Consider the following 25848-nt stretch of genomic DNA (forward strand, 5'->3'; position numbering starts at 1 on the left):
CAATTTGATAGGAAATGAAACAAGTCGCATCTATATGTATGCAGATGTACGAAGAGCGTTAATGCATCGCAAGTGTTCGATTGCTTCTCAGAAGCGAGATGAGCTCATCGATCGGGACCGGCATGCTGAACAAAAAGCCCTGCATCTCGTCGCAGCCGTTTTCTTTAAGAAAGGCCAACTGCTCATGATTGGATACGCCTTCGGCGATCACGCTCAGGCCAAGACTGTGTCCCAGGGAAATGACGGCCCTAGCAATGATGGCGTCATTGGGATCGGCGCCGATGTCCCTGACAAAGGACTGGTCTATCTTCAGCCGGTCGACAGGAAAGCGCTGAAGATGGCTGAGACTTGAATAGCCGGTGCCGAAGTCATCGATAGCCAGGCGCAGCCCCATGCCTTTGAGATGGGCGAGCACTTCAATGGCCTCTTCGGGATTCTGCATGACCAGGCTTTCCGTCAATTCCAGTTCCAGCAGTTCCGGCTCCAGGCCGGTGCTGAGCAGTGCATCGCCGACCATGTGGACCAGCGTCTCGGGATTGAACTGCCGTGCCGAAATATTGACCGCCACCCGCATCGGCGGCAGTCCCGACCGCTGCAATTCCTTGTTGTGCCTGCAGGCAGTGTAGAGCACCCATTCTCCGATGGGAACAATCAATCCCGTTTCTTCGGCAAGCGGAATGAATGTCGATGGCGGCACCATGCTCCCGGACGACGGCTGCCACCGCAGCAAAGCCTCCACGCCGACAATGCGGCCGCTCTTCAGATTCACCTTGGGCTGGTAATGCAGGATGAATTCATTCTTCAGGAGTGCTTGCCGGAGCCGTGACTCCAGAGACAGGCGCTCGGTAACGCGCTGGTTCATGGCAGGCGTGTAGAACTGAAAGTTGTTGCGCCCTTTCTCCTTCGCCCGATACATCGCCGCATCGGCGTTCTTGAGCAGCGTGTCGACATCACCGCCGTCCTTGGGATAGAAGCTCAGTCCGATGCTGCAGCTGACGAAAAGCTTGTGTCCTTCGACCAGGAAAGGCAGTTCAACGGTACGCAGTACGCGATCCATCAGCACGGCAATCGATTTCTCATCCTTCTCGCCGATGATGACGAAGGCAAATTCATCACCGCCGTAACGCGCGACGGTATCGTGTTCACGAAGGCAGGCAAGCAGGCGCTTGGCAACCTGCTTGAGCAATTCATCGCCCACGTTATGCCCCAGGCTGTCATTGATGAACTTGAAGTTGTCAAGGTCCAGGAAGCCGACGGTGACCCATTCATCATGTCGCCCGGCGGTGGCGATGCCATGCCGGATCCTGTCCTTGAGCACCTTGCGGTTGGCCAGCGCGGTAAGCGCATCCACATTGGCATGCCGTTCGAGTTCGTATTCATATTGCTTGATGGCGCTGATGTCATTGAGCACGCCGACGAAATGGGTCACTTCGTCATCCTGCCCGCGCACCGGAGCGATATGTACGTCATTCCAGAACATCTCGCCATCCTTGCGGTAATTGCGCAGCAAGGCAGAGCTTTCTTCCCGCATGGCGATCGAATGGCGTATCGCGGCAATGCCTGCCTGATTGCGGTCACCCGCCTGCAGAAAGCGGCAGTTTTTCCCCAGCGTTTCCCTTACCGAGTAGCCGGTCATGCGTTCGAAGGCCGGATTCGCATATTCGATATTGCCCTCAAGATCGGTAATGATGATGGCATTGACGCTGGCCTGTATCGCACGGTTGCGCAAGCGCAGGCTTTCTTCCGCCGAACGCCGCTCGGTGATGTCGACTCCCATGCCGGAAATGCATTGCTGGCCGTTGAAGTCGATACGCACCCCGGTAAACAGGTAGGGAATATGACGACCTGACTTGGTCAGGAGATCGGCTTCGACGCTGGCGCTGCCATGAATGAAGGCGCGAACGATACGCTCTTCAACCAATTCCCTCTCGCGCTGGGTGGCAAAGAAATCGAGCGGCCGCAACTTTCGGATCTCGTCTTTCGTGTAGCCGGTGATGAGTTCGAAATTCCGGTTCCAGCGAAGAAAATTGCCTTCCCGGTCATACAGGTAAAAGATGCCGGGCAGACTATCGATGATCGCCTGCGAGCCTTTCGCCTCGCTGCTGTGCAACTCGATTTCGCAGGCCAGTCTCGCATTGAGCGTAATGAGTTCGGAGGTTCTTTGCGCCACTCTTTTTTCAAGCTCGCGATGCGACAGCCGCAGCAGTTCGTCCGAACGGCGCAGTTCCTGCAGCACGTCGCTCAGGTGCCGCAGGTTCCTGCGCAGCTCGATTTGCGCAACCACCTGGCGGCTGAGCACCTCCAGGGCCTGTTCTTGTTCGGGGTGAAGAGTTCGGGGAACGACATCCATCACAGCCAGTGAACCGAGTGCGGTCCCGTCACTCATGATGAGAGGCGCGCCGGCATAGAAGCGGATGTTTGGCGGACCGGTGACCAGCGGATTGTCGACGAAGCGGTGATGCGACTGCGCATCGTCGATGATCGTCAAGCTCCTGCGCTCGATGGTCAAGGCGCAAAACGCAATCTCGCGCGGCGTCTCGTCCAGGGTAACGCCGAATCTGGACTTGAACCATTGGCGCTTTTCGTCAAGCAGTGAGATGACGGCCATCGGCGTCGCGCACAAGGTGGCGGCCAGCGTCGTGATTTCATCGAACGCGAGCTCGGGGTCGGCATCGAAAAGCCCGTCCCTCTCAAAGGTCTTATCTGGCGTCTGCATGTCCATCAAGCCGTCGATGTGTCTTCATGGGCCGTCGGCTGCCAAGCCGGCGCCGAAGCATGCCGCCATGCAAAGCCGGTTTGCCCGGCGATGCGGCTGTCAGGCTGGCAGGCCTGGAAGGCCCGGCACCCAATTTCACCATACACCAGTTTATCCGCCAGGAGAGCACAGTTTGTCCGGCATACGGTCCAGATCAACCAGTAGCGTCCCGCGGAATACCATAAGTACAACAGCGTATCGCCGGACTGGTTCAGCTTTAGTCCGTGCTTTCACGGGCGTTCCCTGATTGCGTCTGGTCAACGCCTGTGCCATCTCTTTCCATCATGCGCTCCGGCATGTGTATCCCGCAGGTATACTCAAGGTACGCAGCATGCGTGTAAGCTAGTGTTCGAGTCACGGACCATACAAGAGAAGAGAACCTGCACCTATGCAAAATTACGTCGTCGATACCCAGATTTCCCCGGAAGGCCGCCTGGAGATTCTGTCCAAGGCTGAAGTCGCACGGCTGCTCGACACCAGCCAAGGCGGCCTGTACTCCATTTTCCGCAATTGTTCGCTGGCGGTCCTCAACTGCGGCAGTCCGCTGGACGACGGCAAGGAACTGCTCGAACGCTACAAGTCCTTCGATATCAGCATCATCCAGCGCGAACGCGGCATCAAGCTTGATATCAAGAGCGCGCCCTCCAATGCCTTTGTCGACGGCAAGATGATCAAGGGCATTCATGAACACCTGTTCGCGGTGCTGCGCGACGTGGTGTTCGTCAATGACGAGATCATCGACAATCCAAAATTCGATCTTGCCTCTTCCGAAGGCGTGACCGACGCCGTATTTCATATCCTGCGCAACGCCGGCGTGCTGAGGCCGATGAACAACCCCAACCTGGTAGTGTGCTGGGGCGGTCATTCGATATCGCGCGAGGAATATGACTATACGAAGAAGGTCGGCTATGAACTCGGCCTGCGCTCGCTGGACATCTGCACCGGCTGCGGGCCCGGCGCAATGAAGGGCCCGATGAAGGGTGCCGCCATTGCTCACTCCAAGCAGCGCATCGCCAATGGCCGCTACCTCGGGCTCACGGAACCCGGCATCATTGCCGCGGAGTCGCCGAATCCCATCGTCAATGATCTCGTCATCATGCCCGACATTGAAAAGCGGCTGGAAGCCTTCGTGCGCACCGGCCACGGGATTGTCGTCTTTCCTGGAGGTGCGGGCACGGCCGAAGAGATTTTGTACATTCTCGGCATCCTGCTGCACCCGGACAATGCCGCACTGCCCTTCCCGCTGATTTTTACCGGACCGGAAAATTCACGGGAGTATTTCACCCAGATCGACCAGTTCATCGGCCTCACCCTTGGCCGCGAAGCGCAGAAGCGCTACAAGATCATCATCGACGATCCCGTGCTCGTCGCACAGGAAATGCACAACGGCATCAAGGACGTGCGTGAATTCCGCAAGTCGCGCAGCGATGCCTACTACTTCAACTGGCTGCTGCGCATCGATCCCGAGTTTCAGCGTCCGTTCCGGCCCACGCATGAAAACATGCGCAACCTGCGGCTGGATAAAAACCAGGAAACGCATCAGCTGGCGGCCAATCTGCGACGTGCCTTCTCAGGAGTCGTGGCAGGCAACGTCAAGGACCAGGGTATTCGTGCCATCGAGGAACATGGAGTCTTCGAGATTCATGGCGAGCGCAGCATCATGGAGCCGATGGATGCGCTGCTGGCATCCTTCGTTGCCCAGCACCGGATGAAGCTGCCGGGCAAGCAATACAACCCCTGCTACCGTATCGTGAAGTAGACGGTCACGGGATTCTGAAATGTACGGGGCCGGCGGAAGCCGGCTCTCATGTATGGCGCATGGCGGCGTTGTTCGTCGCTGGTATGGCCCGCCACAGGGCGCTTCTCCTGCCTTGCCCTGCATCCCAGGGCAAACCGATTCTTCCATACACCCACCTGCAATCCGCCTAGTCGAGACCAAGGCAGATTGCTGCTGGAACAAGGCGTCACAACGCGGTGCCAGCGGCAATCTGTCCGGGATCGACACGCAGGTCAGGGTGAAACCGCTCTATGACGGCTGGGCCAGTCTGCTCGCGCCGAACAGCAGGGATTCGACAGCCCGTTCGAACGCCGGCGCATATTCTAGGGGCAACACCGCTTCCTTGCGCAAGGCTTCGCGCAGGGATGTGCAAGCGAACAGAACCAGCTCGCCTTGCCTGCCCTCCTGCTTGAACAGGTAGAGCGAACGATGCGTGCTGATCCAGATCAGTTGCATGGCAAGAGGTTCGGCTGCGGCAAGCTGGAACCGGGCGCCGATCTGGCAAGCCTGTGTCAGAGCATCCTGATCCGCCTTGTTCGCCGCACCAGTGCCGAACTCGCTTCTCAAGTCCATCTTGAGCTTGCGGCTTGCCAGCAGGTCTTCGATGATGCCGTCCCGAACCCGCGGCGGGTCCGCCAGCGTCCAGGTTGCCTGGTGCCAGCCGGTCCCCACCCGGGCAAAGCGCTGACGCAGCTCATCCAGGCTCGGCTGCGGCGCCGGCCTGGACAGGCCTGGCCCGCGCAGAATGCGCGTATGCATCCCGACCAGCACATCAAGAATTTCTGCGGCCTCTTCCTCGGGCAAGCGGATCAGTACGAAGGCTTGGCGTAGTCCCTTGACCAGTCCAGGCAGCATGCGCATCAAACCGTTTCGTTCCTCCGGCGTCTGCTTGTCCTGAATGCTCCAGATTAACTCCGGGAGCATGGCCCGATACTGCAGCACAAGGCTATCCTTGCTGCCGGCCGCCATGCCGGATTCGCCGTCCTGGCGCGCGGCATGCATGAGAACCTGCGGCCATATGCGAATAACGAAGTCCGTGATCCGCTTGTCCGCATTCAGCGGCGGCAAAACCTCGCACAGCACAGTCATCGCATTCGTCAGCAGAACGCTGCAGCGCTCGGCCGATTCGACCACATCGATCGCCTGCGCGGCATACCGGTCTTCCTCTCGGACCCGGTCCTGAAGAAAGCGCTCGAAGGAGGCAAGAGCGTCTTTGAAAACGTCCGTATCGCAGGTGAAGTCATGCAGGATGCGATTGACCAGACGCTCGACTTCCGCCGCAAGGCGCCGGCCATCGGCACTCTCGGAATCGGCATCGACGGTCACCGAACCGATGCGGTTGAGAAGCCGGCGCGCCGCATGCGCTTCGTCGTGCAGCAGTTCCGGCTCCATGACGGCTGCTTTGAGCACGGGAACGTGCAGTCTTGCCATCTGCTGCCTGACGCACGCTGGAATGTGCTGGTCTCCAAGAATGATCTGGAAAAGCAAGGCAACCACATCGATGGTCATGCGTTCCGTTACCGATACCTTCTGCAAGTCCAGGTTTTCACGCACGGCAGCCAGCGGATCGCGGCCGGGGGCTCCCTCGGCCGCGCGGCCGTCGGGGACGTTGCCGCGTGCCGCCTGCTGCTGGATCGCATCGAGCTGGGCAAGCAGCGGATTCGCCGCCGGCACCGGGTATTTTACGATCGGCGCGTTGCCGCTCGCGGACGGAAGGAAGGTACGGACCGGGGACAGCATCCCGCGCAGGAATTCCTGAACCGACGGCGTCTGCGTGTCGGCATTGCCGCGTGCGGAAGCCTTGCCAGGTTCTTCGGACTGCGCGGCGGTGAACGCGTCGAACAGGCGCTTCAAGCCGGGCAGCAATTGCTGCTGGAATTGGTCCGTGGCACGCCGATTGGTGCCGGGTGCGCCAAAATAGCGCTGGCCTGGCGCATGGCGTGAACGCTGAGCGACAAACTTCCCGTGCACGCCCGAGGTTTCGAAGACCGCGCGCAGGGACGCATAGTAATCCGGCAGATGCAGCACCATCGCGTCGGAAAGGTGTTCGAACAGCAGTCTTGCCCGGGTTTCATCGCCGGTGCTGGTCTTGACCGCTTCATGCAACGCCCGCGCCAGCAAGTAGGGGCGGAACGGATTTTCCCGCTCCCGGGCTTCGATTTGCCCATGCAGCTGCGCGATGATGACATTGAGGCGGCCGATGCTTTCCTCGGTCGCCTCGCGCATCCGGTGGGCAAGCCGCCCGACCTCGATCTGGTGATTGACGACCTCGTCGTCAATCAGCGTCAATTCGGCGGCAGCCACATTGCGCAGACCCGGCCGCAAATCAATGAACATGGTCTGCATTGCCCGTTCAAGATAGTTCTTGAACAAGCCGTCGATGCGGCGCAGGAAGACGCTGCTGTCCTGGCGGATATACTGGCGCGCCGTCTTCAATGCCGGCAGTTCGTTGCCGGATTTCGGCTGCAGCAAGCGTTCGCCGATGTGCCGGTCGGCATCCTCCAGCGCCTGCCGGACCAGGGCCATGAAGCTGACTTCAGCCCGGGTCTGGGCAGCGAAAATAAGACGCTTGTATTCGGTTTCAGCCATGCCGACGCTTCCGGAAACGCAATGGCTCTAGTTTATGCGGAAATGCCGTACGGCATCACAAGAAATACCGCAAACATTACAGCTTTGTTCCAATTCGTTCCGGCATGCAAGCCAGAGCGGCTCCCCCCTGACTTGCCTGCCGATCCCGGACAGGTTGGTATTGGCATTGGCGCTGCGTTGTGACTTCTTGTCATGACTTGGTCATGTTGCGTCGTCCCGCCCCGCTCCACCAGCAATCCGCCTCGGCCTCGACCAGGCCGGTCATGGCGAAACCGTTCTAAGCGCCGGCAGGCGCGAGCAGTGAGAGCTTCTCTTCGTCGAGATAGCACCATTCGCCCTCGTCCAGGCTGAGACTGTCGAGCTCCAGCCTGCCGACCATCGTGCGGCGCAGGGCTTGGCAATGGTTTCCGGCGGCTGCCAGCATGCGCTTGACCTGATGGTACTTGCCCTGCTCCAGAACGATCTCGAGGCGGTGCTCGTCGAGCCTGCGGCAGGATTGCGCAGCCAGCGGCGCGGGCTCGTCATGAAGTTTCACGCCTGACAACAACTTTTCGATCAGCTCGTCCGTGACGGGAGCATCGGTCGTGGCCACGTACAACTTCGGCACATGACGCTTGGGGGAAGACTGGGCATGGATGAAGGCGCCGTCGTCGGACATCAGCAGCAGGCCGGTCGTATCATGATCGAGCCGGCCGACCGGCTGCACTTCGCGCCAGGTAAATTGCTCGGGCAACAGCGTCAGCACGCCGGGATGATGGCTTGGCTTGCGGGAACATTCATAGCCCGGCGGCTTGTTGAGCGCGATGTAGACATGCTGCCTGTATTCCCAGGTTTCGTCGAAAATGGTGAATGACAGGCCATCTGTCTCAAGGGAGGCACGGTAATCGGTGATGGTTTCGCCGTTGACGGCGACTTCGCCGTCGGAAATCAGCTCGCGGCACCATTTCCGGGTGCCGAATCCCTGCGATTGCAGGATACGGTCAAGGCTTTGTTTACTCATGGCGGAACTGTACCAGAAGCTTGGCCGCTTTCCCTCGCCCACCGCGGCCGGAGCTACGCCGAAAGCGCTAGAAAGATGGCGCTCTGGTGACTTGCGGCCTTGCCATGGGTATCATCCGATAACGGGACCCACGCGGTCTTCACTGCGCATACCAAGCGATCCACGAGCAGACTACGATATGTCAGCAAACCCTCCACTGATCGATCCCCAGCATGCCGACTTCCTGCAGAGCGGCGTGTCGCTCTCCGTCGGCGCCTGCGACAACCAGCGTATGCCGACGCTGGCCCGGGCCACGGGTTGCCGTCTTTCCCCGGACCGCAGGCAGGTGACGATATTCATTTCCGCCACCCAGGGCGCGCCGGTGCTACGCTGCGTACGCGAAAACGGCGCCATCACGGTCGTTTTCAGCCGGCCGTCAACCCACAGGACGGTACAGATCAAGGGCAAGGATGCGGTGGTTGGCGGCCTGCTGGCCGGCGACCTGGATATCGTGGAGCGCTACCGCAGCAGCTTTGCGCGGGAACTCGATCCGCTCGGATTCGATGAAATCCTGATCCGCACCCTGCTCGCCGCACCGCCGGCCGACCTGGTCGCCGTGACGTTCACACCCCTCGAAGCCTATTCCCAGACACCCGGGCCGAACGCCGGCGAGCCTCTGAAAGCGCAAGCATGATCATCCAGCTCGACGCCATACGCGGTTGCCTGGAGGGCGTGATCCCGGGCACGATGGCCACCGTCTCCGCCGACGGCATGCCGAACGTGGCCTACCTGTCGCAGGTGCAATTCGTAGACAGCCGGCATGTCGCCATGTCCTACCAGTTCTTCAACAAGACGCGCCAGAACATCATGGTCAATCCGCGCGCGACGCTGGTGGTGACGCATCCGGCGACCGCAGCGCAATACCGGCTGGCCATCGAGTACCTCCGCACCGAGACTTCCGGCCCGCTGTTTGAAAGCATGAAAGCCAAGCTGGCCGGCATCGCCTCGCAAACCGGCATGACTGGCATATTCCGGCTACTCGGCTCGGATGTGTTCCGTGTGCATGACATCCAGCAGGTGCCGGGCGAGACCGTGCCCATGCCGCCGCCGCAGCGCAACCTGCTGTCCGCCCTGCGCAATGCCAGCGAGCGGCTGTCCGCCTGCAGCGACCTCGACGGCCTGCTGTCGGAAACCCTGGCTTGCCTGCAGCAGCAGTTCGCCATCGACCACACCATGATTCTCATGCTCGACCAGCCCGGCGAGAGGTTGTATACAGTCGCCAGCCATGGCTACGAATCCTCCGGCATTGGTTCTGAAATTCCCATGGGGCAAGGCGTGATCGGCGTCGCCGCCCGCGAATGCGCGCCGATCCGCATCAGCCACATGACGACTGAATACGCCTACAGCCGGGCAATCCGCGAAAGCGCCGAGGGCAGCGACTGGGCTTCCGCGCTGGAGACGGAGATACCGCTACCCGGACTCTGCTCGCCGCGCAGCCAGCTGGCCGTGCCGATCGCCGCCGGACAGCGCACGCTCGGCGTGCTGTATGTGGAAAGTCCGCAGGACTTGCGCTTTACCTATGATGATGAGGATGCCCTGGTCAGCCTGGCGCGGCAGCTGGGAATGACGATTACCCATCTGCAGAGCGCTGCCGACTGCAGCGACGAAACGCCCGCGCCCGCCGAGGTGCCCGCGCCGCGCGACGGGGGACACCGCTGCCGGTGCGGCATTTCGCCGGAAATGATTCGGTATTTCTCGGCGACGATTACCTGATCAAGGGGGTGGCCGGCTCGATTTTCTGGACCTTGCTGCGCGACTATGCCGACAAGGGCCGTACCGAATTCACCAACCGCGAGCTGCGGCTCGATTCGCGCATACGCTTGCCGGACGTCAGCGACAATCTCGAAGCGCGCCTCCTGCTGCTCGGCAAGCGCCTGGTCGAACGCGACGCTGCGATGCGTATTGAAAAAACCGGCCGAGGCCGCTTCCGCCTGCGCGTCGACCGGGCGATTTCATTGCTCCAGGAATAGACAATTCATCCCTCAGGCTGCGGCTTTCTTAAAACTTCATTCAATAATTCTTAAAAAAACCTTAAGCCCCGCCAGCACCGATTCTGCCGCCGCTGCCTGCAGTAGACTTCGTCCCCATCCCGCGTTTGAAAGGAAGGACGAACATGAATCGGACGACAGCAAGCCGCAGCCCTGCATCCATGCTCGAATGCATGATGCTGATCCGCGCCTATGAAGAAAAGACCGCCGAGATACAGGCCTCCGGCGCCGCCGCCGGCACCTGCACCTCGGTCGGCCAGGAAGCCTCGGCGGTGGGCGTGGTATCGGCCCTGCGCAACGAAGACCGCATCCTGACCAATCATCGCAGCGCCGGCCATCTGATCGCCCGTGGCGCCGATACCGGGCGCATGCTGGCCGAAGTCATGGGCCGAAGCACCGGTTACTGCAAGGGCAAGAGCGGCTCCCTGCACATATCGGCGAAAGAACTCGGCGTGGTGCTGACTTCCACCATCGTCGGCGGCGAACTCTCGCTGGCCACCGGCGTCGCGCTGTCGAAGACCATGCTCGGCGAAGCCGGCATTGTCGCCTGCTTCTTTGGCGACGGCGCCGCCGGCGAAGGCATCTTTCATGAATCGCTCAACCTGGCGATGGTCTGGAACCTGCCCATTCTCTACGTCTGCGAAAACAACCAGTGGCAAGCCTACGTCCACCGCGAGGAAACCATGACCGGCGACCATGTGAGCGCTTGGGCGAAAGGCTACGGCATGGAAAGCCGCACCGTCGACGGCAACGATGTCGAAGCCGTGCATGCCGCAGCGCTCGAAGCGGCAGCGTATATCCGCGAAACCGGCAAGCCCTATCTGCTGGAGACCTACACCTACCGCCTGCGCGGACATTTCGAGCCGGATGATCAGGCTTATGTCGACGCACAGGAGCTTGCCCGCTGGCGCGAAAAGGATCCGCTGGCTTTGATGCGGCAGCGCCTGCTTGCACAAGACATACTGGGCACGGCCGACATCGCCGCCATCGAGGAGCGCGTGCGGGCGCAGGTCGAACAGGCCGCGCGATTCGCGGCCGCCTCGCCCTTCCCCGAACTTTCCGAACTCGCCACCGACGTCTACGCCTGAGGAGCCTTGCATGAACAAGTTGACCGTGAATGATGCCATCGGCCAGGCGCTGGCCGAGGAAATGCGGCGCGATGCGCGCGTGATGATGTTCGGCGAGGGAGTGGCCACCAAGCGGCCCGAGCTGGTGAAGGAATTCGGCGGGAAACGGGTGCGCAACACGCCGCTGGCCGAAGGCATCATCGCCGGCACCGCCGCGGGCGCCGCCGCCACCGGCTTGCGCCCGGTAGTCGATTTGCTGTTCGCGCCCTTTCTGTGCTTCGCAATGGACGAGATCGTCAACAGTGCCGGCAAGCTGCGCTATCTCTCCGGCGGACAGTTCGAGTTTCCGATGGTCGTGATGGCGATGACCGGCGCCGGCTGGACCGTCGGCGCGCAGCATAACCACAATCTCGAAGCCTGGTTCGTGCATAGTCCCGGCCTGAAAGTCGTGATGCCCTCCAACGCCGCCGACTTCAAGGGACTGCTCAAGGCCGCCATCCGCGACGACAACCCGGTCCTGTTTTTCGTCGATCTCGCCCTCGGCTACGCGCCGGGGGATGTCCCGGAAGATGAGCATGTCATCCCGCTGGGCAAGGCTGCCGTCGCCCGCGAAGGCAGCGATGTCACCATCGTGAGCTATGCCAAGATGGTCGGCAGCTGTCTCCAGGCGGGCGCCGAGCTGGCCGCGCAAGGCATCTCGGCCGAAGTGATCGACCTGCGCAGTCTCAAACCGCTGGACGAAGAAGCGATCCTGCGCTCCGTGCGCAAGACGGGTCGACTGCTGGTTGTGCATGAAGCGAGCCGCTTGTGCGGCGTCGGAGCGGAAGTCAGCGCCATCGTGGCGGAACACGCCTTCGATGCATTGAAGGCGCCGGTCGCGCGCCTCACCGGCCCCGATGCGCCGGCGGCTTCAAGCTATCCGCTGGAACAGGCATTCCTGCCGCGGCCGGACGCCATCGCCGCGGCCGCGCGCAAGCTGGCCGGCCATGCGCGCTCGCACGCACTGCACATAGGCGAGCCGGAGATTCTGAGCATCTGAGCATCTGAGCATCTGAGCATCAATGCGTCAAAACCATCACTGCCACTCCCCCAACCCCGGAAGGAAATACCATGAATACCACCGCATCATCACTTCACACCGACCATGGCGGCACCCGCGCTTTCTCGCCGGTCGGCATCATCTGGCTCAAGCTGGCAGTCGTTTATCTGATCATCGGCGTCGGCATGGGAATCATGATGGGCGCGAGCCGCGACTTCACCATGCGCCCGGTTCATGCGCACATCAATCTGCTCGGCTGGGCGACCATGGCCCTTGCCGGCCTAATCTACAGCGTATTTCCGGAGGCGGGCCTGAGCAAGCTGGCCCGCTTGCATTTCTGGCTGGCCAACCTCTCGCTGCCAGTCATGGCGGTTGCCCTCGGCCTCGTCATTACCGGTACGACGGCGCTGGTGCCGGTGCTGGCCGCGTCGGAGATCGTCGCCGCGCTAGGCATCCTGGTGTTCGCGGCGAATCTGTTCATCAATCTGAAGGCACGCTGATTGCGCCGCCGACCGAACCGGCTTCCGGCTTTCCGTTGCATGCCCTTGTCTGACCAAGGGCAAGGGCTTCAATCAAAATACCGATAGCCAGTCACGCTGACATAGCCGGTTTTCAACTTTCTACAGCTGGGAAGCCATGTCGAAAACGAACCTCCCGGCCGACAAAAGCTGGTCCAGCGGAATCTGGGAAATCTTGTCGCCCTTTAACATGCTGGAAAAAGCACTGTATGCCTTGTCATCCATTCCGAAGGCACTCTTCATCTGGTCCTTCATTGCATCGACTATGTCATCCTTCATTTTGTCCGGCATGCCCTTAAACAGATTCTTGAATCCATCGACCAGACCGGGTTTGCCATTTTTTCCCAGGAGATCCGCTTCGTTTTTTCCATTCTTGAAAAAATTTGAAACCTGGTCGAGAACTTCTCCGCCCGCCTTCTTAGCCGCCGGGCTGTTTGCGGCATTGGGAAGGTGGGACACCGCTGCGCGTCCGAGTGCTCCGAGTGCTAATGGGAGGGCCATTTTTAATCTCCTTTAGTTAAAACGGCGTGATTCAAGATATCTCAGAATTAAGTGGCATGGCGATCAATCCGGTTCCCGCAATGCCACGCAAGATCTGGGGCGGGCTGCTATCCCGCCCTGACCTGCAACCAGCATCGATGCCAATCCGGCGCCAGCAATCCCGGTTTCTCCGTAAGCTCCGACGCCTCTGTTCCCGGATATCGACTCCCGCGCCCAGGACGACATGATCACGCCGTCCACATGAAAGGCCGGACCGAGTCCACTGGACGCATTCCCGCTTGCGAGAATGCATGCCGACCTCGGAACGACCCCGCAAAGCCGGCAAGTGCGGGAAAACCCGCCCGTGAATTGGAGCGCGCGTGAATCTGCTTTTTCACCGCCAACATGGCACAGCGCTTGCTTTACAGGTGGCAGACAACTCGGCCGCGACGGAAAACCCCTCCTGCAGCGGCCAGCATCCAAGGATCAAGCCACCATGACACAAGCACAAGCCCTCGTCCGCCAGCCTGCCGCCGCTTCCCGCTCCCGCGAGATCAGCGCCCGTTGCTCCGCCTGCAGCATGCATCAGATCTGCCTGCCGATGGGCTTGCAGGAAAAGGACATGGACCGGCTCGACCAGATCATCGGACGCCGCCGCAGGATTCCTCGCGACAGCCATCTGTACCGGGTCGGCGACCCCTTCACCAACCTGTATGCGATCCGCCTCGGCCACTTCAAGACCCACCAGGTCAATCCCAGCGGCGACCAGCAGGTCACCGGTTTCCAGATGGCTGGCGAATTGCTCGGGATGGACGCCATCAGCACCGAACGGCACCACTGCGACGCCATCGCGCTGGAAGACAGCGAAGTCTGCGAAATCCCGTTTTCACGTCTTGAAGGCTTGTTCGGCGAGATGCCGCAGCTGCTGCACCACTTCCACCGGATGATGAGCCAGGAAATCACGCGTGAGCAAAGCGTCATGCTCCTGCTGGGCAACATGCGCGCCGAACAGCGCTTCGCCGCCTTCCTGACCAATCTGTCATCGCGCTACTCGATCCGCGGCTATTCCTCGACCAGCTTCCAGTTGCGCATGACCCGTGAGGAAATCGGCAACTATCTGGGCCTGACCATTGAAAGCATCAGCCGCCTGCTGTCGAAATTCAAGAAACGCGGCTGGATCAAGGTAAGCAACCGCAACCTCGAACTGGTCGACCCTGCCATCCTCAAGGCGGTTGCCGCCGGCACCCAGACCTGCGCCTGACGCGGAACGCGGCCGGGTCAAGAAGGACTCGGTCGCACGGCATGGTACGGCGCAGGATCGGTATTAGGCCTTTCCCTGCGGGCGCGGGCTCAGATCCTCACGCGCCGGTTCCTGTCGTTGGGAACATTGAGCAGATAGCAGGTCAGCATGCTGGCCAGGCTGCAAAACATCCAGAAACAAAAAAATCCCAGGGTGTAGATTCCGAGCGGGCTCATTTCCACATGGGCGCCGCCCAATGCCATGTCGCGCGGGTCGAATAAAGAAAAGAAAAAACCCTCGGCCACAATAGCGACCAGAAACGACGGCCACAGCACTGCCATGATCAGTCTTGCCATTGTCACCTCCTCCACCGGCCTGCCCATGCAACATGGACAAGCCTTGTCATTCATTAACTGATCCGGCCTGTCGAGTCCGGTTCATTTTCGCCGCGAATTCCCGGATTCGGGAATCCGCGCTTGGAACACTCGCAAAATCGGGAATGGCGCAGCCGCTCTTCCGACTCCGACAACCCCGTTTCCCGTCAATCCGCGTGATACGCGGTCAGGCTGACCGAGCGCTGCACCGGCCAGTCCCACACATCATGCACGCGCCAGTTGCGCTCCGCGCCTTCCAGCGAGACCTGCCAGCGAGCCCGATCCAGCATCGGCAGCGCGGCGCTGAAATTGCCCTCGGCATCCGGCCGCACTTGCAACAAGACATCCTTTTGCGGCTGGGTGGAGTGCACCAGCTTGATGGTGAGCGGTCCGCCAACCGGCTGGCCGAGACTGCGCACGCTGCCGAGCAACTGGCCGGACGACGCGTCATAGCGCATGGTGGCCTGAAGCTTCATGCTGGCAGCCACCCGGTCGCGGCTCAGGTCCTGGTTGATGGCCTTGCCCTGCTTGTAATAGTCGTCGACCACCAGCGCATCCTGCCTGGTGAATGCGATCCAGGTGGTATGAATGCCCGCGATCACGACGATGATCGGACCCAGCATCAGCAGCCAGGGCCAGCGATGGGCGTACCAGGGGGCGGCGGATGTTGCGGATGCTGCCGTTCTTGCCGGCGCCGGCCGGCGCGAATGTTTCGATTGCATGACTTGCTCCTTCACTGATTCATTAACGCGGCACGATGAATACCGCTTGTTCTTCCACCTGCAGACGCTCGTCGTCGGCCGCCTTGAGCTCGAACCAGATCTTGTTCGAGCCCTTTTCGCCCTTGCCGTGGGCAATGCGCACGCGCACCGGCACCGCACGTGAAGCGGTCGGCTCCAGCGTGACCTCGTCTTCGGTGACCAGCGCGATGCTGTCGATGCCCTTGACCGAAATGCGATAACGGTGCGTCCGTTCATCGGTGTTCATGATCTGCAGGCGGTAGACGTTTTCGATCATGCCGTCTTCCACCTCCCGGCCCATGGAGCCGCGGTCGCGGATCACGTCCAGCTTGACCAGGTCGCGGCTGATCAGCGACCCGAAGGAAAACGACATCACCAGCAAGAGGATGGCACTATAGATCAGCACGCGCGGACGCAGCACACGCTTGCGGATATCGGCGCTGCCAAGCCCCTTCTCCATCGCATTCTCGGTGGCATAGCGGATCAGTCCGCGCGGGGCTCCGGTCTTGTCCATCACCATGTTGCAGGCATCGATGCAGGCGGCGCAGCCGATGCAGTCCGACTGCAGTCCATCGCGGATATCAATGCCGGTCGGGCACACCTGCACGCACATCGAGCAATCGATGCAGTCGCCCAGCGCCGCCTTGCTGGCATTCCTGCCGCGCGCGCCGCGCGGTTCGCCGCGCTTCTGATCATAGGTGACGATCAGCGTGTCCTTGTCGAACATCGAACTCTGGAAACGGGCATAGGGGCACATGTACTTGCACACCTGCTCGCGCATCCAGCCGGCATTGCCGTAGGTGGCAAATCCGTAGAACAGGATCCAGAAGCTTTCCCAGGGGCCGAGATTCAAGGTCAGGACTTCATTGCCGAGCGTGTGCACCGGCGTGAAATAGCCGACGAAGGTGAAACCGGTCCATAGCGCCAGCAAGCCCCAGGCGACATGCTTGGCCGACTTGCGCGCAATCTTTTCGACGCCCCATGGCTGCCTGTCGAGACGCATGCGCGTACTGCGGTTGCCTTCGATCTTGCGCTCTATCCACATGAAGATCTCGGTATAGACCGTCTGCGGACAGGAATAGCCGCACCATACGCGGCCGGCCACCGCAGTGAACAGGAACAGCGAGAAGGCGCAGACGATCAGCAGCAGCGCGAGATAAATGAAGTCCTGCGGCCACAACACCAGGCCGAACAGATAAAACTTGCGGGCGGCGAGATCGAACAGCACCGCCTGCCTGCCGTTCCACGACATCCACGGCAATCCGTAAAACACCAGCTGGGTCAGCCAGACGCACACCCAGCGCCAATTGGCGTACAGGCCCTTGACTTCGCGAGGATAGATTTCCTGGCGGGCCTCGTACATCCTGATTACCGAAACCTTCACAGCAGGTTCGCCCATGGCTTCAACTCTTTGACTTTTCAACGTTTCAATGACCAGCTTGCCGCTTGCCATTTGCTTCTTGCTTCCTGAAGCCGGCGCGTCTGCGCCGGCCGTAGCTCGCATCGAAGGTGCGGATCAAGACGGCATGCCGGGATCCGCACCACCCGATCATTTTTTCGCGGTAACGATCGAGGTGTCGTTCGACAGGCTCCAGACATAGGCGGCGAGCAGATGGACCTTGCCTTCGCCGAGGAATTCGTTGAAGGCCGGCATGCTGTTGGTACGCCCCTTGCGGATGGTCTCCATCACGGTTTCCGCGCTGCCGCCGTAGAGCCAGACCTTGTCGGTCAGATTGGGCGCCCCTAGAGCCTGGTTGCCCGCGCCGGTCGAGGTATGGCAGGCGGCGCAGGCGGCGAACTTGTCCTTGCCGAATGCGACCTTGATCGGATCCGAAGTGGCGCCGGACAGGCTGAGAACATAATGCGCAACATTCTCCACGTCCTTGTCCGAACCGAGGGCCGCCCCCATCGGCGGCATGTTGCCATTGCGGCCGTGCATGATCGTTGTCTTGATCACGTCCGGATCGCCGCCGTACAACCAGTCCTTGTCGGCCAGGTTTGGAAAGCCCTTGTTGCCGCGGGCGTCCGAGCCGTGGCACTGCGCGCAATAGGTGAGGAACAGGCGTTCGCCGATGGCATGGGCCTGCGGATCGGCAGCCACGGTTTTCAAGTCCTGCTGCTGATACTTCTCGAAGATCGGACCGTAGTCGGCGTCGGCTTTTTGCAGCTCTTCCTTGTAGGCGCCGACCGATTCCCAGCCAAGCTTGCCCTTGAAGGAACCCAGGCCCGGATACAGCACCAGGTAAATCACGCCGAACACGATGGTCAGGTAGAACATCCACATCCACCAGCGCGGCATGGGATTGTTCAGTTCGGTCAGTCCGTCATCCCAGCTGTGGCCGGTGGTATCGGCTTCCTCGCCCTCGCGGATGACGATCTTCACCTTGGCCTGCGACCATAGCAGGATGGCGCAGCCGGCGATGCCGAGGACGGTGAGCACCGCGACATAGATGCTCCAGAATTCGCTTGTAAAGTCAGCCATGTTGCTTCTCCGATGCAGCGGTGTCGTTATCGTCCGCAAACGGCAGTTGTGCCGCCGTGTCAAAATCCGCGCCGCGATGCGCGCCGTAGGTCCACCACACGATCCCGATGAAGCTCAGGAAACTGAGCACCGTGATCAGATTGCGCGCATCGAAAATGAATTGTTCGAAAGTCATGATTACCTCTTTGCCTTGATCTGGATGCCGAGGCCTTGCAGATAGGCGACCAGCGCATCCTGTTCGGTCTTGCCGTCCACTTCCTTGGCCGCATTCGCGATTTCCTCATCGCTGTACGGATGGCCCAGGCGGCGCAGCGCCACCATCTTCGGCGCCACCGACTGCGGGTCGAGCTTGGTCGTTGCCAGCCATGGATAGGAAGGCATGTTCGATTCGGGCACCACGTCGCGCGGATTCATCAGGTGGGTGCGATGCCATTCATCGCTGTAGCGTCCGCCGACGCGCGCCAGGTCCGGGCCGGTGCGCTTGGAGCCCCACTGGAACGGATGGTCATAGACGAACTCGGAAGCAACCGAGTAATGGCCATAACGTTCGGTCTCGGCGCGGAACGGACGGATCATCTGCGAGTGGCAGTTGTAGCAACCCTCGCGCACGTACACGTCGCGCCCGGCGAGGCGCAGCGCCGAGTAAGGCTTGAGTCCGGCGATCGGTTCGGTGGTTGATTTCTGGAAAAACAGCGGAACGATCTCGACCAGACCGCCAACGCTCACGACGAGAACCACCAGCGCAATCAGCAGCCAGGGATTCTTTTCAATCCATTCATGAGAAAACTTTTTCATTGCTTACTGCTCCTGTTTCAAACCTGGTTCAGGCGTGTACCGCGAGGGTGGAAGGAATACCGGCTGTCACTTCCTTGCTGTCGCGGACGGTCATGAAGGTGTTGTAGGCCATCATGATCATGCCGGTGAGGTACAGCAGACCGCCGCCGAAGCGAATCACGTAGTAGGGATAGGTTGCCTTGACCGATTCGACGAAGGTGTAGGTCAGCGTGCCGTCGGCGTTCACCGCGCGCCACATCAATCCCTGCATCACGCCGGCAATCCACATCGCGGCGATGTACAGAACGATGCCGATGGTGGCGACCCAGAAATGCGCATCGATCAGGCGCACGCTCCACATCTGTGTCTTGCCCGAGAGGCGCGGCAGCAGGTAGTAGATCGAACCCATGGTGATGAAACCGACCCAGCCGAGCGCGCCGGCATGCACGTGGCCGACGGTCCAGTCGGTGTAGTGCGACAGCGCATTGACGGTCTTGATGGACATCATCGGGCCTTCGAAGGTCGACATGCCGTAGAAGGACAGCGACACGATCAGGAACTTCAGGATGGGATCGGAACGCAGCTTGTCCCATGCGCCGGACAGCGTCATCACGCCGTTGATCATGCCGCCCCAGCTCGGAGCCAGCAGGATCAGGGAGAACACCATGCCGATCGACTGTGTCCAGTCAGGCAATGCGGTGTAATGCAGATGGTGCGGGCCCGCCCACATGTAGGTAAAGATCAGCGCCCAGAAGTGCACGATCGACAGGCGATACGAGAAGACCGGCTTGTCGGCCTGCTTCGGAATGAAGTAGTACATCATGCCGAGGAAGCCCGCGGTCAGGAAGAAGCCCACCGCATTGTGGCCGTACCACCACTGGATCATGGCATCCTGCACGCCGGCATAGGCGGAGTAGGACTTGCCCATGCTCACGGGGATGGCCGCGCTGTTGACCAGGTGCAGCAGCGCGACAGCCAGGATGAAGGCACCGAAGAACCAGTTGGCGACGTAGATGTGCGGCACCTTGCGCTTGACCAGCGTGCCGAAGAACACAACCGCGTACGAAACCCAGACCGCCGTGATCAGGATGTCGATCGGCCATTCGAGCTCGGCGTATTCCTTGCCGGAGGTATAACCCAGCGGCAGGGAAATGGCGGCGGCGACGATCACTGCCTGCCAGCCCCAGAAGGTGAAGGCTGCGAGTCCGTCGGAAAACAGCCGGACCTGCGATGTGCGCTGCACCACATAGTAGGACGTGGCGAACAGCGCGCAACCGCCGAAGGCGAAAATCACGGCATTGGTGTGCAGCGGTCGCAGGCGACCGTAGCTCAGCCATGCCGTGTCGAAGTTAAGAGCCGGCCAGGCAAGCTGCGCGGCGATGAAAACGCCCACCAGCATGCCGACCACTCCCCACACTACCGTCGCGATCGCGAATTGCTTCACGACTTTGTAGTTGTAGTTTTGTGATGTATCCACGTACGATCTCCAAGGTTGCTAACACGATGGACGCAGAGTACGAGTTCGCCCCCCCAAAAACCTTGACCTGAGTCAAATTGGTCCGGATGGCCGAAAATAGTTGGAAGGCGTTGCGGGGATGCAGCGGAAACGTCGTTCTCGCCTTGCGAACAAAGGCGAAAACGACAAGAAGGGGAAGCCTGAGGCAGGCTTGGGGAAGGCTTGATGTGCCGATTATTTAGGCAATGCGGTGCCTGCCATGTTGCCCGGCGACGTTGCCGCGCCATCTCGCAGGGTGTCTTCCCTGGCGGGCTTGTTGTCTCTGTTGCCAATGCTGTTGCCAATGCCGTTGCCGGTGCTGTCGTCATCCTGCAGGATGCGCATGCCAGGACCGACGAGGTCGTCGAATTGCCCGCCGTCGGAAGCATTGAAAAAAAGCCAGATGGTGAAGAACACCACCAAGACACTCATCGGAACGAGCAGGTATAAAGCTTCCATGGTGTTTCTCCTTCAGGTTGCTGCAAGGCTTGCGATAGTGGCATTCATGCATTCGCCACGGCGGCAGGCGCCGCCACTGCGGTTTCCGCAGCACGGGTTTCACGAGCCGGCACCGGCACTGGCTTCGGCACGCGCCGCAGCCGCAATGCATTGATGATCACCACCGCCGAGCTGAGCGACATGCCGATCCCTGACAGCCAGGGATTGAGCACGCCGACGGCCGCTGCAGGAATCGCCAGCGCATTGTAGATGCTGGCCCAGGCCAGGTTCTGGCGGATGACTGCCATCGTCTGCGATGCCGCGCGCATGGCATCGCCTACCGCGTCGAGCTGCGCGGAAAGCAATACTGCATCCGCGTGCGTCTGTGCGAGCACCGCACCGCCGCCCATGGCGAAGGAGACATCCGCCGCGCGCAGTACCGCCGCATCATTGACGCCGTCGCCCACCATGGCGACGACCGCGCCCTCCTGCTGCAGCGCTTGCACAAATGCCAGCTTCTGTTCCGGCAACTGTTCTCCAAGGGCCTGATCGATGCCCAGCCTGAAAGCGACCGCATCCGCGGCATCCTGCCTGTCGCCGCTGAGCAGGATCACCTGCTTGCCGAGCGACTGGAATTGCCGCACGACCCGCGCCGCATCCTCGCGCAATGCATCGGCAAGGTCGAACCGCGCCAGCCAGCCATCGCCGCACCCAAGGTAGACCGGCGTGACATGCGCTGCCGGCGGCGCTGCTTTACTCCCCGGCATGGTTGCCGCCGTTGGCAGCTCGCCTGCCAGTTCTTCAACATAAGACAGGCTGCCAAGGCGAAAACACCTGCCGGCAAGCACGCCTTCCACGCCCTTTCCAGCGGCGTTGCGCAGATCTTGCGCCGTGGGCATCGGCGGGCTTGTGCCGTTCGCAGTTTCCAATCCTGCGGCGTCGATGAGTGCCTGCGCCAATGGGTGGGTGCTGCCCGCCTCCAATGCCGCCGCCAGCTGGAGACAGCGAGCGGTATCTTGAGTGCCAAGCATGACGCTGCCGGCGAGCGCAGGCTTGCCCCTGGTCAGGGTGCCGGTCTTGTCGAATACCACATGCGTGGTTCGATGCAGCGTCTCCAGCACATGCGGCTGCAAAACCAGCACGCCCTGGGAAACCAGCCTGTCGGTGGCCGCCGCGAGAGCGCTTGGCGTCGCCAGCGACAAGGCGCAGGGACAGGAAACCACGAGAACGGCAATCGCAATCGGCCACGCACGGGCCGGATCAAGGGTTTGCCAGGCAACGAACACCACGACCGCCAGCAGGAGAAGCGCCGCGACGAACCATGCCGCCACCTTGTCGGCCCAGAGGGAAAGCCGCGGCTTTTCCTGCCCTGCCCTTTCCACCAGCTTGACCAGCCGCGACAGGGTGCTTTCTCGCGCCGCTTTCGTGACCTTCACAATTACCGGCTGGCTGGCGTTCACCGCGCCGCCCGGCAATGCATCGCCGGCCTGCTTCGGCTGCGCATCGCTTTCGCCGGTGAGCAGGGAGACGTCGATCGCGGTCGCACCTTCGACAAGGACCGCGTCCGCCGGAAAGGCTTCGCCCGGTTTGACCAGAACGAATTCGCCCTCGGACAAGCGTGCGGCCGGCACGACTTCCACCGTGCGGTCTTCGGGATATGCCGGCATGCGGGCCGCCGACGCCGGCAGCGCCGACTGCAGTCTTTCCAGCCCGGAGGCGGCCTTGCGGCGAGCAATGAATTCCAGATAACGGCTGCACAGGAGCAGGAAAACGAACATCGTTACCGAGTCGAAGTAGACATCGCCGCCGCCTTCCAGCGTCGCCGCCACGCTGCCGGCAAATGCCGCGCCGATGCCGAGCGCGACCGGCACATCCATGCCGAGCACGCGGTTCTTCAAATTGGTCCAGGCGCCGCGGAAGAACGGCAGCGCGGAATAGCACACTGCCGGAATCGTGAGGAAGAGGCTCGCCCAGCGCATCAGGGCTTCCATGTCGGCATCGAGCGTGCCGTCGGTGGCGAGGTAGACCGGCACCGCATACATCATCACCTGCATCATCGACAGGCCGGCGATGAACAACTGCCGGAACAGGGTCTTGCCGGCGCGCTGCATCTGCTCTTCATGCCGGTCGGCATCGAAGGGATACGCCATGTAACCGACTTCCCGCACCGCCAGCAGGATCGCGCTCGGCTTGCATGCCGCGGGATTCCAGCGCACGTGCAGCTTTGCCGTGGCGACATTCAGGTTGAACGAAGCCACGCCCGGCAGGCGCGCCAGGCGGCGTTCGATCAGCCAGACGCAGGCGGCGCAGCGAATGCCCTCCACCGAAAAAACGGCCTCGCATGCCTGTGCACCTTCGTCCTCGGCGGCGAACTGCGCGACGATTTCCGGAGCATCGTAAAGCCGCAGCTCATCGGGCACCAGAGACGCATCGGCCGCGTTCGGCGAATAGCCCTGGCGATTGAGATAGTAGTCGGACAAGCCGTTTTCGACGATCGTCCGTGCCACCGTTTCGCAGCCTGGACAGCACATTGCGCGTTCGACATCGGCGATGCGCACGGTCCAGTGAGCAGATGCAGGAATCGATTGGCCGCAATGAAAACAGGCATTTGCCTCGACCGGCGCATAGTCGGGTTTTGCAGCTGAGGCCGTCATTTCCATCCTCCCGAATGCATGCCATGTCCGGTGCTTGCGGCCGGCGTAATGCACACCGCATCGAGCCAGCCGGACGGCAAGCCGTGCACGGCGCGCGCCAGACCGAGCAGGCCGAAGGCGAGCACCAGCAAGCCGCTTGCCATGCGCACGCGGGACGAACGGGTCCACTGCTGAAGCCGCGCCCCGAGGAGTCCGATGCCCAGCAGCATCGGCAGCGTTCCGGTACCGAATGCCAGCATGATGGACGCGCCATTGGCAGCCGATCCGCTCAGCATGGCGCTCAGCAGGACGCTGTACACCATGCCGCAGGGAACCCAGCCCCACAAGCCGCCGAGCGCGAACGCCTTTCCCGCGCTGTCTACCGGCAGCAGCTTGCCGGTCAGCGGCTGGATCCGGCGCCAGACGACCTGCCCGGCGGATTCCAGGCGTGCCAGTCCGCTCCAGCTTCCCATCAGGTAAAGTCCGAGAGCCACCAGCATCAGGTTGGCAAGCCAGTAAAGAATGATCTGCAGCGATGACATGACGGCGAGCGTACGCGCCCCCTGGGCGATGCCGCCGGCGATGGCGCCGGCCAGCGCGTAGGAGGACAGGCGGCCGGCGTTATAGGACAGCATGCGCAGGCCGTCTTCCAGCATCGCCGGGCGGGCGAGCACCGCACCCTGCGCATTGGCGATTGGAATGACGCGACGTCCGGAGCCGGCGGAAAAGGCGCTGACGATGCCGCCGCACATGCCGATGCAGTGAACGCTGCCCATCAGGCCGACGACGAAAAAGGAAATCAAGGAAAGCTCGTTCACTGTGTACTCATTGCCCCGTGGCTGAAATGGCCCTGTAGCTGAAGCTGAAATCCGCGTCCTGCGGCATCAGATGGTCTTGGAATAGCGCAGGCGATCCGGCTTCACTTCCTGCTTCCGGTTCAGATGGGCATCAAACACCATGCAGATGTTGCGGATCAGCAGCCGCCCCTTCGGGCTGACGGTCAGCCAGTCGTTATCGATGCTCAGCAGGCCGTCTGCCTCCATCACGCGCAGCTGCTCCAGCTCGTTCTGGAAATAGCTTGCGAAGCTGATCGGATACGCAAGCTCCAGAGATCGGATCGACAGTTCAAAATTGCACATCAGCATCTGGATGATGACTCGGCGCAGCAGGTCGTCCACGGTCAGCCGGGTACCGCGCGCAATAGGCAGTTCGCCCTGCTCGATGCGCTCGTAATAGGCATCGAGCGTTTTTTCATTCTGGCTGTAGGTCGAGCCGACGGCGCTGATGGCCGACACGCCGACCGAGATCATCTCGGCTTCCGCATGGGTGGAATATCCCTGGAAGTTGCGATGCAGCCTGCCCTGGCGCTGGGCGATCGCGAGATCGTCGTCGGGCTTGGCGAAATGGTCCATGCCGATGTAGACGTAACCCGCCGAGGTCAGCCGCCGGATGCACAATGACAGCATGTCAAGCTTGGTTTCGGCGCTGGGCAGCTCGTCTTCATTGATGCGGCGCTGGGGCTTGAACAGCGCCGGCATGTGCGCATAGTTGTAGACCGAAATACGGTCGGGGTTGGCGGCGATCACCTTGTTGAGCGTCTGGTCCATCGTCATCAGCGTCTGCTTCGGCAGGCCGTAGATGAGGTCGATGCTGATCGAACGGAAACCGGCCTCGCGCGCTGCGTTCATGACGGCCAGCGTCACTTCTTCCGGCTGGATGCGGTTGACGGCCTTCTGCACCTCGGCGTCGAAATCCTGGACGCCGAAACTGATGCGGTTGAAACCCTGATTGCGCAAGGCGCGCACGCGTTCCGGCGTGACGGTGCGCGGATCGATTTCGATGGAATATTCGCCATCGTCATCGTTGGCAAAACGGAAACGGCTGCGCAGATGGGTCAGCAGCTCGCCCATCTGTTCGTCGGAAAGATAAGTCGGCGTGCCGCCGCCAAAATGCAGCTGGGTGACGACATTGAGGTCGCCGACGAGCTTGCCCTGCATGTCGATCTCCCGCTTCAGGTAGGTCAGGTAGACCTCGGCCTTGCTGCGGTTCTTGGTGATGACCTTGTTGCAGGCGCAGTAGTAGCAGAGCTTGTCGCAGAACGGGATGTGCACATACAGCGACAGCGGATTGCGCGCGCCAAGCGCGCGCACCTGGTTGACCGCCTGCAGGTAATCGCCCATGCCGAAGGTATCGGCGAAACGGTCGGCGGTCGGATAGGACGTATAACGCGGACCCTGCCGGCTCAGCTTGCGGATCAGCGCTGCGTCGAACTGGACGTTGGGAACTTGGGGGATTGCTGTTGCAGGAACTGCCATGTCGGACTCCGGCTATCGCGCACCCAAACAATTGGGCGCACCTAGAATGGCTGGCAGTGTACGAGTCCAGGGTCGTTCGCAACATTGATCCAGGTCAAAACGCTC

General features: G+C 61.1%; 22 protein-coding genes and 1 pseudogene. 8 read left to right on the forward strand and 15 right to left on the reverse strand.

The window, feature by feature from the left end; translation table 11 throughout:
- Nucleotides 1-58 precede the first annotated feature (58 nt).
- Nucleotides 59-2716 (reverse strand): bifunctional diguanylate cyclase/phosphodiesterase, encoded by a 2658-nt coding sequence (locus tag FH061_RS07830; RefSeq protein WP_192804960.1) that lies wholly within the window; start codon nucleotides 2714-2716, stop codon nucleotides 59-61.
- A gap of 427 nt (nucleotides 2717-3143) precedes the next feature.
- Here FH061_RS07830 and ppnN point away from each other — a divergent pair, with 427 nt between their 5' ends.
- Nucleotides 3144-4514, forward strand: coding sequence for a nucleotide 5'-monophosphate nucleosidase PpnN (ppnN, locus tag FH061_RS07835; protein WP_151634714.1), 1371 nt, complete (start codon nucleotides 3144-3146; stop codon nucleotides 4512-4514).
- 267 nt (nucleotides 4515-4781) lie between these two features.
- On the opposite strand, the gene FH061_RS07840 is transcribed toward ppnN, so the two are convergent.
- Together FH061_RS07840 and FH061_RS07845 are read right to left on the reverse strand one after the other, a co-directional pair.
- On the reverse strand, nucleotides 4782-7121 hold the full coding sequence (locus FH061_RS07840) for a DUF1631 family protein (protein ID WP_151634716.1): 2340 nt from the start codon (nucleotides 7119-7121) through the stop codon (nucleotides 4782-4784).
- Between the two features lie 277 nt (nucleotides 7122-7398).
- Nucleotides 7399-8121 (reverse strand): pseudouridine synthase, encoded by a 723-nt coding sequence (locus FH061_RS07845; protein WP_151634718.1) that lies wholly within the window; start codon nucleotides 8119-8121, stop codon nucleotides 7399-7401.
- Between the two features lie 178 nt (nucleotides 8122-8299).
- Between FH061_RS07845 and FH061_RS07850 the strand changes: the two genes are divergently transcribed.
- From FH061_RS07850 to FH061_RS07870, 6 genes are all read left to right on the forward strand, one after another.
- Entirely contained in the window at nucleotides 8300-8794 is a 495-nt protein-coding gene (locus FH061_RS07850; RefSeq protein WP_151634720.1) for a hypothetical protein, read from the forward strand.
- On the forward strand, nucleotides 8791-9873 hold the full coding sequence (locus FH061_RS07855) for a GAF domain-containing protein (RefSeq protein WP_225984535.1): 1083 nt from the start codon (nucleotides 8791-8793) through the stop codon (nucleotides 9871-9873). Before FH061_RS07850 ends, FH061_RS07855 begins: the two co-directional genes overlap by 4 nt.
- A complete protein-coding gene (locus FH061_RS30905; protein ID WP_225984536.1) occupies nucleotides 9822-10130 on the forward strand; it encodes a hypothetical protein in 309 nt (102 codons plus the stop codon). The genes FH061_RS07855 and FH061_RS30905 overlap by 52 nt, the downstream gene beginning before the upstream one ends.
- 143 nt (nucleotides 10131-10273) lie before the next feature.
- Nucleotides 10274-11236 carry a thiamine pyrophosphate-dependent dehydrogenase E1 component subunit alpha gene (locus FH061_RS07860; RefSeq protein ID WP_151634722.1) on the forward strand — a complete coding sequence of 321 codons (963 nt, stop codon included), beginning with the start codon at nucleotides 10274-10276 and terminating at the stop codon, nucleotides 11234-11236.
- Nucleotides 11237-11246: 10 nt separating this feature from the next.
- On the forward strand, nucleotides 11247-12254 hold the full coding sequence (locus FH061_RS07865; RefSeq protein WP_151634724.1) for an alpha-ketoacid dehydrogenase subunit beta: 1008 nt from the start codon (nucleotides 11247-11249) through the stop codon (nucleotides 12252-12254).
- Nucleotides 12255-12325: 71 nt separating this feature from the next.
- Nucleotides 12326-12754 carry a heme-copper oxidase family protein gene (locus FH061_RS07870; protein ID WP_151634726.1) on the forward strand — a complete coding sequence of 143 codons (429 nt, stop codon included), beginning with the start codon at nucleotides 12326-12328 and terminating at the stop codon, nucleotides 12752-12754.
- A 120-nt stretch (nucleotides 12755-12874) separates the two neighbouring features.
- On the opposite strand, the gene FH061_RS07875 is transcribed toward FH061_RS07870, so the two are convergent.
- A complete protein-coding gene (locus FH061_RS07875) occupies nucleotides 12875-13231 on the reverse strand; it encodes a hypothetical protein (RefSeq protein ID WP_151634728.1) in 357 nt (118 codons plus the stop codon).
- A 517-nt stretch (nucleotides 13232-13748) separates the two neighbouring features.
- Here FH061_RS07875 and fnr point away from each other — a divergent pair.
- Nucleotides 13749-14513 (forward strand): fumarate/nitrate reduction transcriptional regulator Fnr, encoded by a 765-nt coding sequence (fnr, locus tag FH061_RS07880; RefSeq protein WP_151634730.1) that lies wholly within the window; start codon nucleotides 13749-13751, stop codon nucleotides 14511-14513.
- Between the two features lie 89 nt (nucleotides 14514-14602).
- On the opposite strand, the gene FH061_RS07885 is transcribed toward fnr, so the two are convergent.
- The 11 genes and pseudogenes from FH061_RS07885 to hemN all read right to left on the reverse strand — a co-directional run bounded on the left by FH061_RS07885 (nucleotide 14603) and on the right by hemN (nucleotide 25743).
- Nucleotides 14603-14848: a hypothetical protein gene (locus FH061_RS07885; protein WP_151634732.1), complete on the reverse strand. Its 246-nt coding sequence runs from the start codon at nucleotides 14846-14848 to the stop codon at nucleotides 14603-14605.
- Between the two features lie 185 nt (nucleotides 14849-15033).
- Nucleotides 15034-15588, reverse strand: coding sequence for a FixH family protein (locus FH061_RS07890; RefSeq protein WP_151634734.1), 555 nt, complete (start codon nucleotides 15586-15588; stop codon nucleotides 15034-15036).
- Between the two features lie 22 nt (nucleotides 15589-15610).
- Nucleotides 15611-17005 (reverse strand): cytochrome c oxidase accessory protein CcoG, encoded by a 1395-nt coding sequence (ccoG, locus tag FH061_RS07895; protein WP_151634736.1) that lies wholly within the window; start codon nucleotides 17003-17005, stop codon nucleotides 15611-15613.
- 150 nt (nucleotides 17006-17155) lie between these two features.
- Nucleotides 17156-18088, reverse strand: a complete 933-nt coding sequence (gene ccoP / locus FH061_RS07900) for a cytochrome-c oxidase, cbb3-type subunit III (RefSeq protein ID WP_151634738.1) — start codon at nucleotides 18086-18088, stop codon at nucleotides 17156-17158.
- Complete coding sequence (locus tag FH061_RS07905) at nucleotides 18081-18263, reverse strand: cbb3-type cytochrome oxidase subunit 3 (protein WP_151634740.1); 183 nt, start codon at nucleotides 18261-18263, stop codon at nucleotides 18081-18083. Before FH061_RS07905 ends, ccoP begins: the two co-directional genes overlap by 8 nt.
- Before the next feature lie 2 nt (nucleotides 18264-18265).
- Entirely contained in the window at nucleotides 18266-18883 is a 618-nt protein-coding gene (gene ccoO, locus FH061_RS07910; protein WP_151634742.1) for a cytochrome-c oxidase, cbb3-type subunit II, read from the reverse strand.
- Nucleotides 18884-18911: 28 nt separating this feature from the next.
- On the reverse strand, nucleotides 18912-20339 hold the full coding sequence (gene ccoN / locus FH061_RS07915) for a cytochrome-c oxidase, cbb3-type subunit I (protein WP_151634744.1): 1428 nt from the start codon (nucleotides 20337-20339) through the stop codon (nucleotides 18912-18914).
- Between the two features lie 336 nt (nucleotides 20340-20675).
- Nucleotides 20676-20816 (reverse strand): annotated as a pseudogene (gene ccoS / locus FH061_RS30910) (cbb3-type cytochrome oxidase assembly protein CcoS); the annotation flags it as partial.
- A 44-nt stretch (nucleotides 20817-20860) separates the two neighbouring features.
- Nucleotides 20861-23455, reverse strand: coding sequence for a heavy metal translocating P-type ATPase (locus FH061_RS07925; protein ID WP_404822431.1), 2595 nt, complete (start codon nucleotides 23453-23455; stop codon nucleotides 20861-20863).
- On the reverse strand, nucleotides 23446-24246 hold the full coding sequence (locus tag FH061_RS07930; RefSeq protein ID WP_151634750.1) for a sulfite exporter TauE/SafE family protein: 801 nt from the start codon (nucleotides 24244-24246) through the stop codon (nucleotides 23446-23448). Before FH061_RS07930 ends, FH061_RS07925 begins: the two co-directional genes overlap by 10 nt.
- A gap of 66 nt (nucleotides 24247-24312) precedes the next feature.
- Nucleotides 24313-25743 carry an oxygen-independent coproporphyrinogen III oxidase gene (gene hemN / locus FH061_RS07935; protein WP_151634752.1) on the reverse strand — a complete coding sequence of 477 codons (1431 nt, stop codon included), beginning with the start codon at nucleotides 25741-25743 and terminating at the stop codon, nucleotides 24313-24315.
- Nucleotides 25744-25848: the final 105 nt, after the last annotated feature.

It is taken from the genome of Noviherbaspirillum aerium (assembly GCF_008929045.1).
Classification (GTDB): domain Bacteria; phylum Pseudomonadota; class Gammaproteobacteria; order Burkholderiales; family Burkholderiaceae_D; genus Noviherbaspirillum; species Noviherbaspirillum aerium.